Origin of the sequence: Kribbella sp. NPDC006257, from assembly GCF_040613535.1 — a bacterium.
Lineage (GTDB): Bacteria > Actinomycetota > Actinomycetes > Propionibacteriales > Kribbellaceae > Kribbella.
The window spans coordinates 54698-69067 of the sequence record NZ_JBEXSJ010000022.1; the positions used below are offsets into that span (position 1 = coordinate 54698).

The following is a 14370-nucleotide window of genomic DNA, read 5'->3' on the forward strand; positions in this document are numbered from 1 at the left end:
GTAGAACGGTCACGGTGCTGAACTTGTGAGGCAGCATTTGGGGTGCGCCCCGGCATTCTCTACGGTTGGGTCCGTGCGTCGCCTGCTTCGAGTCCTCATCTTCGGCGGTATCGGGTTTGCCACACTGCTGCTTGTGGTGGCCGGTACCGGCATCTTCATCGTCCGCCACTCCTTCCCGAGCTACGACGGGTCGGTCGAACTGACCGGGCTGGACGCGGACGTGGAGGTGGTCCGCGACGACAACGGCATCCCGCAGATCTACGCCGACACACCGGCCGACCTGTTCGCCGCCCAGGGCTACGTGGCCGCTCAGGATCGGTTCTACGAGATGGACTTCCGCCGCCACGTCACCGCCGGGCGGCTGGCGGAGCTGGTCGGCAAGGACGCGCTGGAGACGGACAAGTTCGTCCGGACGCTGGGCTGGCGCCGGGTCGCCGAGAAGGAGCTCGGGCTGCTCAGCCCCTCCACCCGGCAATACCTGGACGACTACGCGCGCGGCGTCAACGCGTACCTGGACAAGCACTCCGGCTCAGGGCTCAGCCTCGAGTACGCCGTACTGTCGATCAACAACGGTGACTACCGCCCGGAGCCGTGGACGGCCGCCGACTCGCTCGCCTGGCTGAAGGCGATGGCCTGGGACCTCGGCGGCAACATGTCCGACGAGATCGACCGGACCAAGCTCGCGGCGACGCTCCCGCAGCGCAATATCAACAGCCTCTACCCGGCCTACCCGTACGATCGCAACGCGCCGATCATCTCCACCGCCTCGGTCGGCGCGGACGGCAAGTTCACCAGCGCGCCGGTGGAGAACGAAGCCCGTCGCGGGATGCTCGGCAAGGGCTTCCTGAAGTCGCTGGACACCGTCGAGAAGGTGGCCAAGGGCCTGCCGCAGCTGATCGGCCGCGGCGACGGGATCGGCTCCAACTCGTGGGTGGTCTCCGGTGAGCACACCACCACCGGCAAGCCGTTGCTGGCCAACGACCCGCACCTGGGCGCGACGATGCCGGGCATCTGGACCCAGGTCGGGCTGCACTGCCGCAAGTTCAGCCCGCAGTGCCCGTTCGACGTGTCCGGCTTCAGCTTCTCCGGCCTGCCCGGTGTGGTGATCGGCCACAACAGCGCGATCTCCTGGGGTTTCACGAACCTCGACCCCGATGTGATGGACCTGTACCTCGAACGGCTGGACGGCGAGTCCGCGCTCTACAACGGCAAACTCGAGCCGCTGAAGACCCGGGTGGAGACCTTCAAGGTGGCCGGCCAGGACGAGGAGGAGAAGATCACCGTCCGGGAGTCCCGGCACGGCCCGATCATCTCCGACGTCGGCGACGACGAGCGGGAGACCGGTGAACTCGCCGCGAAGGGCAAGAGCCCGGTCCCGCTGGCCGTCGCGCTGCGCTGGACGGCGCTGACCCCGGGCCGCAGCGCGGACGCGATCTTCGCCATCGACCGGGCGCAGAGCTGGACCGCGTTCCGGACCGCCGCGAGCATGTTCGAGGTCCCGTCCCAGAACCTCGTGTACGCCGACCGCGAGGGCCACATCGGTTACCAGGCGCCCGGCCGGGTGCCGATCCGCAAGTCGGGAACCGGTGACTGGCCGGTGCCCGGCTGGGACCCGAAGTACGAATGGGCCGGCTACATCCCGTTCCAGGCGATGCCGACCGAGTTCGATCCGGACGACGGGATCATCGTCACCGCGAACCAGGCGGTGGTGCCGAAGTCGTACAAGTACTACCTGAGCGACGACTGGGACTACGGCTACCGCTCGCAGCAGATCCTCGACCGGATCCGCGCGGCCGGCAAGCTGGACGTGAACTCGATGGCGTCGATCCAGCTGGACACCAAGAACCGCAACGCCGAGACGCTGGTGCCGTACCTGCTCCGGATCGCCATCAACGACGACTTCGACAAGCAGGGCCAGGACACCTTGCGCGGCTGGGACTTCACCCAGCCGGCCGACTCCGCGCCGGCGGCGTACTTCAACATCGTCTGGAAGAACCTGCTGGCGCTCACCTTCCACGACCAGCTGCCCGAGTCGGCCTGGCCGGACGGCGGCTCACGCTGGTTCGAGGTGATGCGCACGCTCGTCGTGCAGCCGGACAACGGCTGGTGGGACAAGAAGGGGACGCCGCAGCGGGAGACCCGCGACGACATCCTCCGCGAGGCGCTGGTGGACTCGCGGGCCGAGATCACCACGAAGATGGCGCGCGAACCCGCGAACTGGCAGTGGGGCAAGCTGCACAAGCTGACCCTGACGAACCAGACCCTCGGCACCGGCGCACCGGGCCCGATCAAGAAGCTGTTCAACCGCGGCCCGTACCTGCTGGGCGGCGGCTCCTCGACGGTCGACGCGACCGGCTGGGACGCGGCCGAGGGCTACACCGTCACGGCGACGCCGTCGATGCGGATGGTCGTGGACCTGTCCGATTTCGACAAGTCCCGGTGGATCAACCTGACCGGCATCTCGGGGCACGCGTTCTCGTCCCACTACACCGACCAGACCGAGCTGTGGGTCAAGGGCGAGACGCTGCCCTGGGCGTTCACCAAGGGCGCGGTCGAGGCGACCCGCAAACACACCCTGACCTTCAGCAAGCCGGAGAAGGATCCAGCCGGCTAGCCGGTCAGGGCGGTGTCGAAGGTCTGCATCAGGTCGGGGTTCATGGTCCAGAGAGTGCGTTGGCTCAGGAACAGGGCGACGGTCTGATCGGCGGGAAGCGTGTACCAGAGGGTGCCGAGGCCGCCGGCCCAGCCGTAGCGGTCCGGGAGGACGGCGAGACCGAAGCCCCAGCCGGCCTCTTGGCCGAGGAAGGCGGCGGCATCTTGGCGTTGCGGCTGAGTCAGCTGGTCCGTCGTCATCTGCTCGGCCGACTCACGGGACACGATCCCGTCGCCGCCCGAGGCGAGCATCCGGGCGAAGGCCGCGAAGTCGTCAGCTGTCGACACCAGTCCGCCACCGGCGTCGGGGAAGCTCGGCGGTGACAGCCATTGGCTGCTCGCCGGATCGTCGTACACCTCGTCACCGGAGTACGACGTGGTCAGTCGCGCGGCATCCGATGCGGTGAACGAAGTGTCCTTCATCCCCAGCGGTTCGAACAGCCGCTCGGCGAGAAACTCCTCCAGCGGCTGACCGGTCGCCCGCGCAATCAGTACGCCGAGCACGTGCGAGCCGGTTGCGTACCGCCACCGCTCGCCAGGCTGGAACTGCAACGGCAGCGTGCCCAACCTGCGCATCCATTCATCCGGCTCCAACGTCGTCCGCGGCTTCGGGGGTCCGAACGTCCGGATGCCGAGGTCGGCCTCCGCCTTCTGCAGCGGCAGGCTGTCGGGCGCGGCAATCGGTTCGCCCAGCCCGAGCCGGAACGTCAGCAGATCCCGCAAGGTGATCGGCCGTTGCGCAGGCACCGTCTCGTCGACCGGTCCATCAGGTCGCGCCAGCACCCGCGGTGACGCCACTTCGGGCAGCAGGTCATCAACCGGTACGTCGAGCGCGAGGCGACCCTCGTCGACCAGGATCATCGCCGCGGCGGCCGCGATCGGCTTCGTCCACGATGCCACCCGGAAGAGGCTGTCGCGCTGCAACGGCTCGCCCTCGAACGCCATGCTGCCGAGCACGTTCACCCGGGTCTCGCCCGGCCGGCTGAGATGCGTGATCAAGCCGGCGACCTCGCTGCGTTCGACGTACCCGGTCATCGCCTCGTCGAGGCGGTCCGCTTCCGGCCAGCTGGTCAACCGAGGTCTCCGTTCAGGGGAACGAGTCGGGTTGGCGTGAGAGCCGCGCTCACCGGTTGATCGTGGGCGTCGGCGGGGAGCTGGTCAAGAATTTCCGTGTCGAAGACGGCGGCCCACACCGGCGTACCGGGGGAGAGGCGGGCGAGCGCGCGGTCGTACGAACCGCCACCACGACCGAGCCGTACGCCGTGCCGGTCCACCCCGAGTGCCGGGCAGATCACCAGGTCTGCCGTCGCGATCGCCGCCGAACCCAGGTCGACGGGTGGCTCCGAGAGACCGAGCCGGCCGGGCACCAGGTCGGCCGCGCCCGGAGCGATCCCCCAGCCGAGGTCGTTGTCGGCGTACAGGATCGGCAGCAGCACCTCGCGCCCGTCGGCCAGGAGCCAGTCGATCAGGGCGCCGGTCTGCGGTTCGGGGCCCATCGAGACGTAGAGCGCGATCCGCCGGTACGCGCCGAGATTCGCGCGCGCGGACTCCAGCAAGCCCTTTCCAGCGGGCCTGGCATTCCGGGCGGCAAGCAACGCATGGCGAGCGGCCGTCTTGGTAACAAACACAACCAGATCGTACGGATCCGAAACCCCTTGGATACACGACTTCCCCTAGGGTGTTCGCTATGAGTGAGGCGGGGCTTCAGCAGGCACAGGAGAAGATGCGCGCGGCCGGTGCGGCCGAGGTGGCGATCAAGGTCTTCTCGCACTACTACCGGCTGCTCGAATCGGGCCAGCAAGGAACGATCCGGGAGTCCGAGATCGAGCCGGTGGGTGATCTTCCTCACCTCGAACACCTCGACACCGATGCCGACGCGATGCGCGCGGCACTCGCCGAGACGGTGGTGATCAAGCTCAACGGCGGCCTCGGAACCTCGATGGGCGTCACCGGGCCGAAGTCGGCGCTGCCGGTGAAGGACGGGCTGACCTTCCTCGACATCATCGCGCGGCAGATCCTCAGCACCCGCAAGGAGTACGACGTACCGCTGCCGCTGGTGCTGATGAACTCCTTCCGCACCAAGGAGGAGTCGCTCGCCGCCCTCAGCCGGTACGCCGATCTGCCGGTGGACGGGTTGCCGCTGGACTTCCTGCAGAACATGGAACCCAAGCTGCTCGCCGACGACCTCACGCCGGCCGAGTGGCCCGCGGACCCGGAGCTGGCCTGGTGCCCGCCCGGGCACGGTGACCTGTTCACCGCGCTGGTCGCCTCCGGCACCCTCGACGCGCTGCGCGAGCAGGGCTTCCGGCACGCCTTCATCTCCAACGCCGACAACCTCGGCGCCACCCCGGACGGCCGGATCGCTGCCTGGATGGCCGAGCACGACGTGCCGTTCGGGATGGAGGTCTGCCGCCGGACCCGGTCGGACCGCAAGGGCGGCCACGTCGCGGTGCGCAAGTCCGACGGCCGGCTGATCCTGCGCGACAGCGCCCAGGTGCACCCCGACGACGTCGACTCGTTCCAGAACACCAAGCTGCACACGACGTTCAACACGAACAACCTGTGGATCGACCTGGACCGGCTGGCCGAGTTGATGGCCGGCCACGACGGCATCCTCGGCCTGCCGATCATCGTGAACCGCAAGACCGTCGACCCGGCCGACGCCTCGTCGCCGAAGGTGATCCAGCTGGAGACCGGGATGGGTACGGCGATCGAGACCTTCGAGGGTTCGCAGGCCGTGATCGTGGACCGGAGCCGGTTCAAGCCGGTGAAGACGACGAACGACCTGCTCGTACTGCGCTCCGACGTGTACCAGCTCGACGAGGCCGGCGATCTGACCACGACCCACGAGGGCGACGAACCGTACGTCGATCTGGACCCGGAGTACTTCCGGATCCTGGCCGACTTCGAGGCCCGGTTCGCCGGCGGGCCGCCGTCGCTGGTCCGGGCCGACCGGTTCGAGGTCCGCGGAGATGTTGCCTTCGGCAAGGAGGTTGTCGTGGTCGGCGACGTCGAGGTCGAGGCGGCACCCGGACAGCGGCGGGAGATCGAGGACGGGACCCAGCTGAGTGGATGATGTCTGGATCCGGCCGTTGGAGCCGTACGACACCGACGAGGCCGCGGACGTCTGGTGGGCTGCCCGGCACGCCGAAGGTGCCCAGCTCCCGCCGGCCATCCACTCGATCCAGGAGGTCCGGACCTGGTTCGCCGAGGTCCTGCTGCCGGACGCTCAGACCTGGGTCGCCCTCGACGACGGGCGGATCGTGGCGGTGCTGACGCTCGACGGTGACGACCTGGACCAGCTGTACGTCGTACCGGATGCTGCTGGGCAGGGTGTGGGGTCGATGCTGGTCGATCTGGCGAAGGACCTTCGGCCGGGTGGGCTGGCGTTGTGGACGTTCCAGAGCAATCTCCGCGCCCAGGTGTTCTACGCGCGACACGGCTTCGTCGAAGTACGCCGTACGGATGGAGCCGCGAACGAAGAGAAGGTCCCCGACGTACGGATGGTCTGGGGCGCGCACCCGGAAAGATAGAGTTCCGTGGGTGAGACGCAGCGTTGACGAGCATCTGGAAGTTGTTCTCGGCAGGGTGAAGCCGTTGCCGCCGTTCGAGCAGCCGCTGATGGAGGCGCTCGGGCTGGTGCTGTGTGAGGACGTGGTCTCGCCGGTGAGCCTGCCCGGCTTCGACAACTCGGCGATGGACGGGTACGCCGTACAGGCGGCTGACCTCGCCGGGGCTTCCTCCGAGAACCCGATCACCCTGCCCGTGGTCGGCGAGATCGCCGCCGGGCGGAGCGAACCGATCGTGGTGACTGCCGGGACTTGCGTGCGGATCATGACCGGCGCTCCGATGCCGCGCGGCGCCGACAGCGTCGTACCGGTTGAGTGGACGGATGGTGGAGCCGCCTCGGTGCGGATCACCGAGCAGCCGCGTCTCGGGTCGTCCGTACGGCGTGCGGGAGAGGACCTGAAGGCAGGCGACAAGGTGATGGACTCGGAGACCGTGCTGGGACCGCGGCAGATCGCAGTACTGGCTGCTGTCGGGCGTGCTCGTGTCACTGTTCGTCCTCGGCCGCGGGTTGTTGTGGTGTCGACCGGTGCTGAGTTGCGTGAGCCTGGGACGCGGCTTGGTGAGGGGCAGATCTACGACTCGAACAGCTACACGCTTGCGGCGGCGGCTCGGGATGCGGGTGCTGTTGTCTATCGGGTGGGGATCGTGGACGACGATCCGAAGAAGATCATGGACACGCTGTCGGACCAGTTGGTGCGCGCGGATCTGGTGATCACTTCGGGTGGGGTGAGCAAGGGTCTCTACGACGTGGTCAAGGAGGTGCTGACCCGGCTGGGCACGATCGACTTCCCCGAGGTCGCGATGCAGCCGGGGAAGCCGCAGGGGTTCGGCGTGATGGGTGAGGACGAGGTGCCGATCTTCACGCTGCCGGGCAACCCGGTGTCGGCGTACGTGTCGTTCGAGGTGTTCGTGCGGCCCGCGCTGCGGAAGATGATGGGCGCGATGCCGTACCGCCGGACACCGGTGCAGGGGATCGTGCTGGACGGGTTCGCCTCGCCCGCGGGGCGGCGCCAGTTCGTTCGGGCAGCGGCCACCTCCGGCGACGAGGGGTGGATGGCCAGTACAGTCGGCGGGCACGGCTCACACCTGCTCGGCGGGTTGAGCCGGTCGAACGCGCTGATCGTGGTGCCCGAGGACGTCACCGCCGTCCGGGCCGGCGATCAGGCCGAGCTGTGGCTGCTGGACGAGGAGACCGGATGACCGACGACACTGGGCGCGCCGCCGACGCTGCCGGACTGGCGGGAACTCCCGGGCATGGTGCGGACTCCGGGGGCGCGGACGATGCCGGGCGTGGGTTGACTCATGTCGACGCGACCGGGGCCGCGCGGATGGTTGATGTGTCGGCGAAGGAGGCCGGCGCCCGGCGGGCTGTTGCCTCGGGCAAGGTTCTGGTGAGTGCCGAAGTGGTGGCGGCGCTGCGCGGTGACGGCGTACCGAAGGGCGACGCGCTCGCCGTCGCGCGGATCGCCGGGATCATGGGCGCCAAGCAGACGCCGTCGCTGATTCCTTTGTGCCACCCGATCGCGATCACCGGGGTGAAGGTGGATCTCACCGTGGCGGACGACGCGGTGGAGATCGTTGCGGCGGTGAAGACCACCGACCGTACCGGCGTCGAGATGGAGGCCTTGACCGCCGTGACGGTTGCGGGGCTCGCGGTGATCGACATGGTGAAGGCGCTCGATCCGGCCGCCGTGATCACCGACGTACGGGTGGAATCCAAAGAGGGCGGCAAGACCGGTCACTGGGCCCGCCCGTGAGAGCGCTCGTGATCAGCGTGTCCAACCGCGCTGCCGCTGGGGTCTACTCCGACACGACCGGCCCGCTGATCGTCGAAGCGCTGGTTTCGTGGGGCTTCTCTGCCGACGGGCCGCAGGTGGTGCCCGACGGGGCGCCGGTCGGCGAGGCGTTGCTGGCAGCAGTCGCAGCGGAGTACGACGTCGTCGTGACCACCGGTGGGACGGGAATCTCGCCGACGGATGAGACGCCCGAGCGGACCGCTGCCGTCTTGGAGACGGAGATCCCGGGGATCGCCGAGGCGATTCGTGCTTATGGGGTGTCGAAGGGTGTGCCGACCGCGTCCCTGTCGCGCGGGCTCGCGGGGGTGGCCGGGAAGACGGTGATCGTGAACCTGCCCGGTTCGCGCGGTGGAGTCAAAGACGGGTTGGTCGTGCTGGAACCCGTGCTGGTCCATGCGGTCGACCAGGTCCGGGGCGGCGATCACCCACGGACGGACGAGAGCTGATGGCCGTGGTGCATTGGCCGGTCGAGCTCCAGCACGGACCGGTCGGACTGCGCCCGCTCAGGGCGAGTGACGGGCCGGAGTGGAGTGCGGCGCGGCAGCGGAACCTCAATTGGTTGCGTCCCTGGGATGCGACTCAGCCGCCGGGTGCCGACGACGGGGCACGGACGTTCCGGTCGATGGCTCGCGACTGGAACCGGCAGGCGCGGTACGGGCGGATGCTGCCGTTCGTCATCACCTATGGCGGCGCGTCCGGCCCCCGGTCGAAGTGGCCTCTGGTGGGGCAGTTGACGGTCTCCGGTGTCACCTACGGATCGGCGCGGTGGGCGAACCTCGGCTACTGGGTCGACGAGCAGTACGCCGGCCGCGGCATCGTCCCGGTGGCGGTCGCGCTCGCCGCGGACCACTGCTGGTTCACGCTCGGCCTGCACCGGATCGAGGTGGCGATCCGCCCGGAGAACAAGGCGAGTCTGCGGGTGGTGGAGAAACTCGGCTTCCGCTACGAAGGCGAACGGCCGAGGTTCCTGCACATCGACGGCGAGTGGCGCGACCATCGCATCTTCGCGCTGAACGCCGAGGAGGTCGGTCCGGGGCTGGTAGCACGGTTGCCGTGATCACACTGCGTGCTTATTCACACCAGTCACACGAGTCTTCTTGCGACACACCGGCGCACGTACCGGAAGTCGCCGTCCGCTGGTCTTAGCGTCGTCGCATGGGGACGACAGGGCTGATCTATGTGGCGATCGTCGCCGCGTGGGCTGCTTACCTCGTCCCGATGCTGCTGAAGCGCGGCGACGAGGTCAGCAAGCGCCGCTCGGCGCCGAAGTACTCGTCGTCGGACGCCCGCGTCCTGGCGCGCAACCACGACGTCCAGTCCCAGACGAAGTACGTCGTACGACCGGCCGGTTCTGGTACTTCGGGCGCAGGCGCCGCCGGTACTACGGGCGCTGCTGCTCCGGAACTCTCAGGCTCGGGTGACTCCGGTGCCGGTTCGCATCGGGAGCCGGTGGGGACGGATTCGTCGCCGCCGGCGCGTTATGTACCGAACCGAGCCCGCCGGGTGGCCGCCATGCGCCGCCGGCGGGTGCTGTCGATCCTGACCCTTTCGCTCCTGTCCGTCACCGCGCTGGCCGGCCTGGAGATCCTGCTGTGGTGGACCGTCGCGGTCCCCGCCGCCCTGATCGTCGCCTTCGTCGTCCTGACCCGGGTCCAACTCCGCCGCCAGGACCGCGAGCGCGCCGCTCTTGCAGCCGAGCGCCGTGCCCGCCGGGAAGCCCACCACGACTGCGGTCCCGCGACGGCACCCATGCCGTCTCCCGACCACGAGATGACCGTCGAGGTGAAGCTCCCCGCCGAGCCCACCGCGGAACCGGCCGCTCCCGCCGAACCGGCCGCGGAAGGCCTCTGGGACCCGGTCCCGGTGACGCTTCCGACGTACGTCATGAAGGAAAAGGCCCCCGCCCCCACGGTTCGCACGATCAACCTGTCCGAGCCGGAAGTCTTCTCCTCAGCCCGCACCGCCGACCCCGAACCCGAAGCGGCCCCCGTCGTACCGGAGCCCGCCGCCCCCGTCGAAGAAGAACAAGAAATCCGCCGAGCAGTAGGCGACTAACCCCTCCCACTGCGGGGGAGCCGAGCGCCCCAGCTAGCCAGCTGAGCGCCGCCCCAACCCCCAACCTTCAGCGAGCCGACCGCCCACCTGGGCAGTCGGCTCGCTTGCTTCCCCCAGTTTCAGATCCCAAGCCTCGCCGTGTTAAAGTTTCGCGGTCGCAACGCACCACCGCGACCGCTCGGGGCTTTGGCGCAGTTGGTAGCGCGCTTCGTTCGCAACGAAGAGGTCAGGGGTTCGAATCCCCTAAGCTCCACGAAGTCGATGGGCGACTTGTGTCCGCTGAAAGCGCGGACCGGGTCGCCTTCGTCGTGTTGTGCGGCTGCGCTTCGCTTGCCGCGTGCGGGGGCTCCGCCACCCGCACCCCCGTACCCCTCGCCTCCCGCACCCCCGCACCCCCGCACCCCCGCACCCCCGCACCCCCGCACCCCTCGCATCCAGCACCCGCGTATGCCTCGCGCACGCCGCTCCCTGCGTCGCGGCACGCCGCTCCGGCGTCGCGGCTAGCCCCGGGCGCCGCCACGCCTTCTACCGCCCCGGCACCCGTCAGCCCAGCACGCAGGCAACCACAGTTTCAGGGGTTGTCCCCTCAAACTGTGGGTTGGCACCCGGTATGCACGCTCGCAACCCACAGTTTGAGAGGACAACCCCAAGGCCGGTAAGGCGGACCTGTCAACGGAAGGGGGTTCGCTCCTCGTCTGATGCTTAGCCCCCCGCTATAGCAGGGGGCTGACCCCGACTGGAGGAGGTGAGCCACCTCTTCGGCGCAAGACGTTGCCGTGGACCGGGCTGCGTGTCGTGCGACTGGGGGTCCTGCTGCCGATGCCGGGCAGGTAAGCCCCACCAGCCCACTCCAACTCCGACGCACACCGGTTGACAGCAACCGGCTCGCCTTGACTAACCGGCTTTGGGGCTAGGGCTCGAGGTTGGTGAGGGCCTTGCCGGTGGGGATGTCGGTTGGGACGGAGATCTGGTCGTGGGCTATTTGCCAGGTGCCGGTGGTGTTGCGGAAGCAGAAGGTGGCTCGGACCCAGAGGCCGGGGGTTGTTGGGCCGTTCTTGAGGGTGCCGCTGAGGCGGCCGAAGGCGTGGGCGAAGGCTAGGTCGTCGGCGGCGGTGATTTTCAGGTCGCGGAGTTCGTAGGTGAGGTCCTGGAAGACCGCGAAGACCCTCTCCCAGTTCTTCAGTTTGGCGGGGCGGCCGACGTGTTGGAGGGGAGGGTCGATGTCGAAGGAGACGACGTCGGGGGTGTAGAGCTGGGCGAGATGGTCGAGGTCCTTGGTGTGGAGGGCGTGGATCAGCTTGTCGAGCTGCGCGGTGATTGCGGCTTCTTGTGGTGTGGGCATGGTCAGCTTGCCTTTCCGAAAGCGGCGGCGTTGTCGCGGGCCCAGTCGGCGAAGGTGAGGGCGGGACGGTTCAGGAGGTCTGCCACGGTTGTGGTGGTGGGGCCGGGGTGGGCGGCGTAGTCGGCCAGGGAGCCTAGGAGGCGGGCGGGGACCTCTTCGGGGAGGCCCTGGGCGAGCATGGCTTGGCGGACCTGTTCGGCGGGGAGTTCCTGGAAGGACAGCGGGCGGTCGATCGCGGCGCCGAGGATGCGCACCTTCGCCGGCTGGTCGAGCGACTGCGGTCCGGTCAGCGTCAGCGTCGTACCGGCGTGAGCCTTGTCCACGAGAGCCTGTACGGCGACCGCGGCGATGTCGGCTTCGTGGATCGGCGAGGTGGTGGCGTCGCCGTATGCACCGCGCACCACGTCACCGGCTTTGATCTGCGGTGCCCAGGCGAGGGCGTTGGCGGCGAAGTCGGCCAGGCGGAGAATCGTCCAGTCGAGGCCGGAGTCCTTGACGAGGTCTTCGGCGGCTTTGAACTGGGCTGCGAAACGAGGCTCTCCGGCCGGGTACGCGACGGTGGTGGCCGACAGCAACACCGCACGGCGTACGCCTTGTTTGCTGGCAAGTTGCAGCAGTTCGGGCAGGCCCGGCCCAGTAGCCCGCGGGCTGATCTGGATCGCCTCCACGCCGTCGAGAACCGGTTCGAGCCACTGCGGTCCGAACAGGTCGCCGTCAACGACTCGGACAGCGTCGGGGAAGTGGGTCTCACCACGGGTGACTGCCGTGACGGCTCTGCCCTCCTGCAGCAGCAAGCGCGTCACTGCGCGTCCGACCACACCGCCGGCCCCGGTGAGGAGAATCATCGTGCACTTCCTTTGCTCAGGTTCGTGAGTGGAGTAGCGGGGACGAGGCGGTTGCGACGTCCACCGGTCCGCTTGGTGAAGGCGGACGGGACGGCGGTCTTCGACCGGTAGAACTTGAGCGGGCTGGAGCTGACCGCCTCCTTGTAGGCGATCGCGGCCCGGCCCTTGAGATACCAGCGGCTCGGGGTGTCGTCGGGGTTGGTGAACTGGATGACGGCGTCCTTGCGGCCCAACGACACCGGCTGATGGATGTACCCGAAGCGGAACGGGCGAGGGCCCTTGCCGCGCAGGATCCGGGTGATCGACTCGGCCGTGTGCGCGCCGGTGGGGATGCCGCTCTGACAGGTTCCGTGGATGGTCCCGTAGGCCTGCCGGATCGCCGCCGCGTCGCCGATCGCGAACACCTCGGGGTGCGAGGCCGAGCGCAGTACTGCGTCGACGACGACCCGCCCGGTGTCGTCGACGGCGAGGCCGGCGTCGGCGGCGAGACGGTCCTGTACGACGCCCGTCGTCCACAAAGTCACGTCGCTAGGGACCAGTTCGCCACCGCTGAGTTCGACCGCGTGCGGGAGGACCCGGGCGACCGTCACCCCGGTGCGGATCTCGACGCCGAGCCGGTCGAGCGTGTTCATCAGGTAGGCGCGGGCCTTCGGACCCATCATCGATCCGGGCTCGCCGCGGCTGAGCAGGAGCACCCGCAGCCCGGGGTACGCCTCGGCGGCCTCGGCGGCTGCTTCGATGCCGGTGAGACCCGCGCCGCAGACAGCCAGGACGCCCTCGGCGTTGCTGCGCAGGGCCTGCGCGAACGCCGGGTCGTCGATGGTGAAGGCATGCTCGACGCGTGGGGTGGTGCTGCCGATCGCATAGACCAGGTAGTCGTAGATGAGTTCGCGGCCGTCGTCGAGGATCACGCGACGGCCGGCGGCGTCGATCCGGGCCGCGCGGCCCTGGACGAAGGCGACGCCCGCAGGCTTGACCAGGTCGGGGATGCGGTGGACTGCGAGTTCCTGGCCGACAGCGACCTGGTGCTGGCGGAGGCGCTCGGTGAAGACGTCGGTCGGGTTGACCAGGGTGACGTCGGTGTCCTTCGTACGGCGCGCGATGCCGTGGGCGGCCATCATGCCGGTGTACCCGGCGCCGAGGACGACGATGCGGTGCTTCATGTCCATGTCCATTCGTTCTGACGGAGTGCAGGGGATGGGATCTCAGACGCGAATCGCGCTGATGCCCTCGCGGTACGTCGGCCGGGCCGGCGTCCAGCCGAGTTCGGCCTTGGCCTTGGCGTTGGACAGGCGGTAGGAGCCGGTCATGACGGCGTACAGGAGTGGGCTCGGCCGGAGTATCCAGCCGGGCAGCGACTTCGGTGGCGGGGCACCGAGGTGCGCGGCGGCGGTGCGGAAGAGGTCGCGCCAAGGGGCGGGCTCGTCGTCGACGATGTTGTACGCCTCGCCGCCTCGGCCGTGCTCGAGGGCGGCGACCGTCGCGGCGGCGGCATCCTCGACGTGGATGAAGGAGGTGGGGCCGCCTGGGAGGACCGGCAGCTTCCCCTGCTTGAGCATTTCGATGAGGTGGTCGCCCCGGGCGCCGTAGAAGGCGCCGTACCGCAAGGCGATGCCGTCGATGCCGTCGGCAGTGAAAGCCTGCTGTTCGGTGGACCGCATGGCGGCGATGTGCTGGTCGAAACGCCCGTACCCGCCCTGCCCGAACGGGTCCTTCTCGGTGTGGACGTGTTCGCCGAGATTCCCGTAGCCGTAGCCGTAGAGGTTCGACTGGGTGAGGAAGCGCCGGGCGCCCAGGGCTCGGGCGGCGGCGAGGAGGTTCGCGGTGCCCTCGATGCGGAGGCGGTTGGTCGGGGCCAGGTCCCGATGCCGCAGCGGCGCCTTCTTCAGTGCGGTGAGCTGGTGAATGACCGCGTCGGCTGCCAGGCCTCGGACGGTCGCCAGCAGGCCGTCGCGATCGAGCGCGTCGCCGACCAGTTCGACGGTGCCGGGTGGTGCACCGCCGCGGCGGCGGGTCAGGGCGACGACCTCGTGCCCGGACTCGAGGAGCGCTCGGGTGAGCGGGGTTCCGATGGCGCCGGTAGCGCCGGCCAGAAGAACTCTCATCGATG

Annotated in this window: 14 protein-coding genes and 1 tRNA gene; 9 read left to right on the forward strand and 6 right to left on the reverse strand. The window is 68.9% G+C overall.

Annotated elements, in window-relative coordinates; translation table 11 throughout:
* Positions 1 to 73: 73 nt before the first annotated feature.
* Positions 74 to 2614: a penicillin acylase family protein gene (locus ABZ004_RS25215; protein ID WP_355683342.1), complete on the forward strand. Its 2541-nt coding sequence runs from the start codon at positions 74 to 76 to the stop codon at positions 2612 to 2614.
* On the opposite strand, the gene ABZ004_RS25220 is transcribed toward ABZ004_RS25215, so the two are convergent.
* A complete protein-coding gene (locus ABZ004_RS25220) occupies positions 2611 to 3726 on the reverse strand; it encodes a serine hydrolase domain-containing protein (RefSeq protein WP_355683343.1) in 1116 nt (371 codons plus the stop codon). The two genes, ABZ004_RS25215 and ABZ004_RS25220, sit on opposite strands and share 4 nt — an antisense overlap.
* Positions 3723 to 4280, reverse strand: coding sequence for a 5-formyltetrahydrofolate cyclo-ligase (locus tag ABZ004_RS25225; RefSeq protein WP_355683345.1), 558 nt, complete (start codon positions 4278 to 4280; stop codon positions 3723 to 3725). Before ABZ004_RS25225 ends, ABZ004_RS25220 begins: the two co-directional genes overlap by 4 nt.
* A gap of 59 nt (positions 4281 to 4339) precedes the next feature.
* Here ABZ004_RS25225 and ABZ004_RS25230 point away from each other — a divergent pair, with 59 nt between their 5' ends.
* The 8 genes from ABZ004_RS25230 (at position 4340) to ABZ004_RS25265 (ending at position 10326) form a co-directional block, all read left to right on the forward strand.
* Positions 4340 to 5728, forward strand: coding sequence for a UTP--glucose-1-phosphate uridylyltransferase (locus tag ABZ004_RS25230; protein ID WP_355683347.1), 1389 nt, complete (start codon positions 4340 to 4342; stop codon positions 5726 to 5728).
* Positions 5721 to 6185 (forward strand): GNAT family N-acetyltransferase, encoded by a 465-nt coding sequence (locus tag ABZ004_RS25235; RefSeq protein WP_355683348.1) that lies wholly within the window; start codon positions 5721 to 5723, stop codon positions 6183 to 6185. The genes ABZ004_RS25230 and ABZ004_RS25235 overlap by 8 nt, the downstream gene beginning before the upstream one ends.
* Before the next feature lie 10 nt (positions 6186 to 6195).
* On the forward strand, positions 6196 to 7422 hold the full coding sequence (gene glp / locus ABZ004_RS25240; protein ID WP_355683350.1) for a gephyrin-like molybdotransferase Glp: 1227 nt from the start codon (positions 6196 to 6198) through the stop codon (positions 7420 to 7422).
* Entirely contained in the window at positions 7419 to 7979 is a 561-nt protein-coding gene (gene moaC, locus ABZ004_RS25245; RefSeq protein WP_355683352.1) for a cyclic pyranopterin monophosphate synthase MoaC, read from the forward strand. The genes glp and moaC overlap by 4 nt, the downstream gene beginning before the upstream one ends.
* Positions 7976 to 8464, forward strand: coding sequence for a molybdenum cofactor synthesis domain-containing protein (locus tag ABZ004_RS25250; protein ID WP_355683354.1), 489 nt, complete (start codon positions 7976 to 7978; stop codon positions 8462 to 8464). The genes moaC and ABZ004_RS25250 overlap by 4 nt, the downstream gene beginning before the upstream one ends.
* The gene (locus ABZ004_RS25255) at positions 8464 to 9075 is read left to right on the forward strand and encodes a GNAT family protein (RefSeq protein ID WP_355683355.1); all 612 of its coding nucleotides are present in this window, start codon (positions 8464 to 8466) and stop codon (positions 9073 to 9075) included. Before ABZ004_RS25250 ends, ABZ004_RS25255 begins: the two co-directional genes overlap by 1 nt.
* A gap of 98 nt (positions 9076 to 9173) precedes the next feature.
* Positions 9174 to 10073 (forward strand): hypothetical protein, encoded by a 900-nt coding sequence (locus ABZ004_RS25260; protein ID WP_355683357.1) that lies wholly within the window; start codon positions 9174 to 9176, stop codon positions 10071 to 10073.
* Positions 10074 to 10253: 180 nt separating this feature from the next.
* A tRNA-Ala gene (locus ABZ004_RS25265) sits at positions 10254 to 10326 on the forward strand.
* 657 nt (positions 10327 to 10983) lie between these two features.
* On the opposite strand, the gene ABZ004_RS25270 is transcribed toward ABZ004_RS25265, so the two are convergent.
* Genes ABZ004_RS25270 through ABZ004_RS25285 form a run of 4 tightly spaced genes read right to left on the reverse strand, consistent with a single transcriptional unit; the run spans position 10984 to position 14365 of the window.
* On the reverse strand, positions 10984 to 11415 hold the full coding sequence (locus tag ABZ004_RS25270; protein ID WP_355683359.1) for a nuclear transport factor 2 family protein: 432 nt from the start codon (positions 11413 to 11415) through the stop codon (positions 10984 to 10986).
* A 2-nt stretch (positions 11416 to 11417) separates the two neighbouring features.
* Entirely contained in the window at positions 11418 to 12260 is an 843-nt protein-coding gene (locus ABZ004_RS25275; protein WP_355683360.1) for an NAD(P)H-binding protein, read from the reverse strand.
* Complete coding sequence (locus ABZ004_RS25280; RefSeq protein WP_355683361.1) at positions 12257 to 13423, reverse strand: FAD-dependent oxidoreductase; 1167 nt, start codon at positions 13421 to 13423, stop codon at positions 12257 to 12259. The genes ABZ004_RS25275 and ABZ004_RS25280 overlap by 4 nt, the downstream gene beginning before the upstream one ends.
* A 42-nt stretch (positions 13424 to 13465) precedes the next feature.
* Entirely contained in the window at positions 13466 to 14365 is a 900-nt protein-coding gene (locus tag ABZ004_RS25285; protein WP_355683362.1) for an NAD(P)-dependent oxidoreductase, read from the reverse strand.
* Positions 14366 to 14370 lie beyond the last annotated feature (5 nt).

Bases quoted from the DNA above. Each gene is read 5' to 3' on its own strand.
- ABZ004_RS25230 (WP_355683347.1), top strand. From the start codon at position 4,340: ATGAGTGAGGCGGGGCTTCAGCAGGCACAGGAGAAGATGCGCGCGGCC.
- moaC (WP_355683352.1), top strand. From the start codon at position 7,419: ATGACCGACGACACTGGGCGCGCCGCCGACGCTGCCGGACTGGCGGGA.
- ABZ004_RS25255 (WP_355683355.1), top strand. From the start codon at position 8,464: ATGGCCGTGGTGCATTGGCCGGTCGAGCTCCAGCACGGACCGGTCGGA.
- ABZ004_RS25260 (WP_355683357.1), top strand. From the start codon at position 9,174: ATGGGGACGACAGGGCTGATCTATGTGGCGATCGTCGCCGCGTGGGCT.
- ABZ004_RS25270 (WP_355683359.1), bottom strand. From the start codon at position 11,415: ATGCCCACACCACAAGAAGCCGCAATCACCGCGCAGCTCGACAAGCTG.
- ABZ004_RS25275 (WP_355683360.1), bottom strand. From the start codon at position 12,260: ATGATTCTCCTCACCGGGGCCGGCGGTGTGGTCGGACGCGCAGTGACG.
- ABZ004_RS25280 (WP_355683361.1), bottom strand. From the start codon at position 13,423: ATGAAGCACCGCATCGTCGTCCTCGGCGCCGGGTACACCGGCATGATG.
- ABZ004_RS25285 (WP_355683362.1), bottom strand. From the start codon at position 14,365: ATGAGAGTTCTTCTGGCCGGCGCTACCGGCGCCATCGGAACCCCGCTC.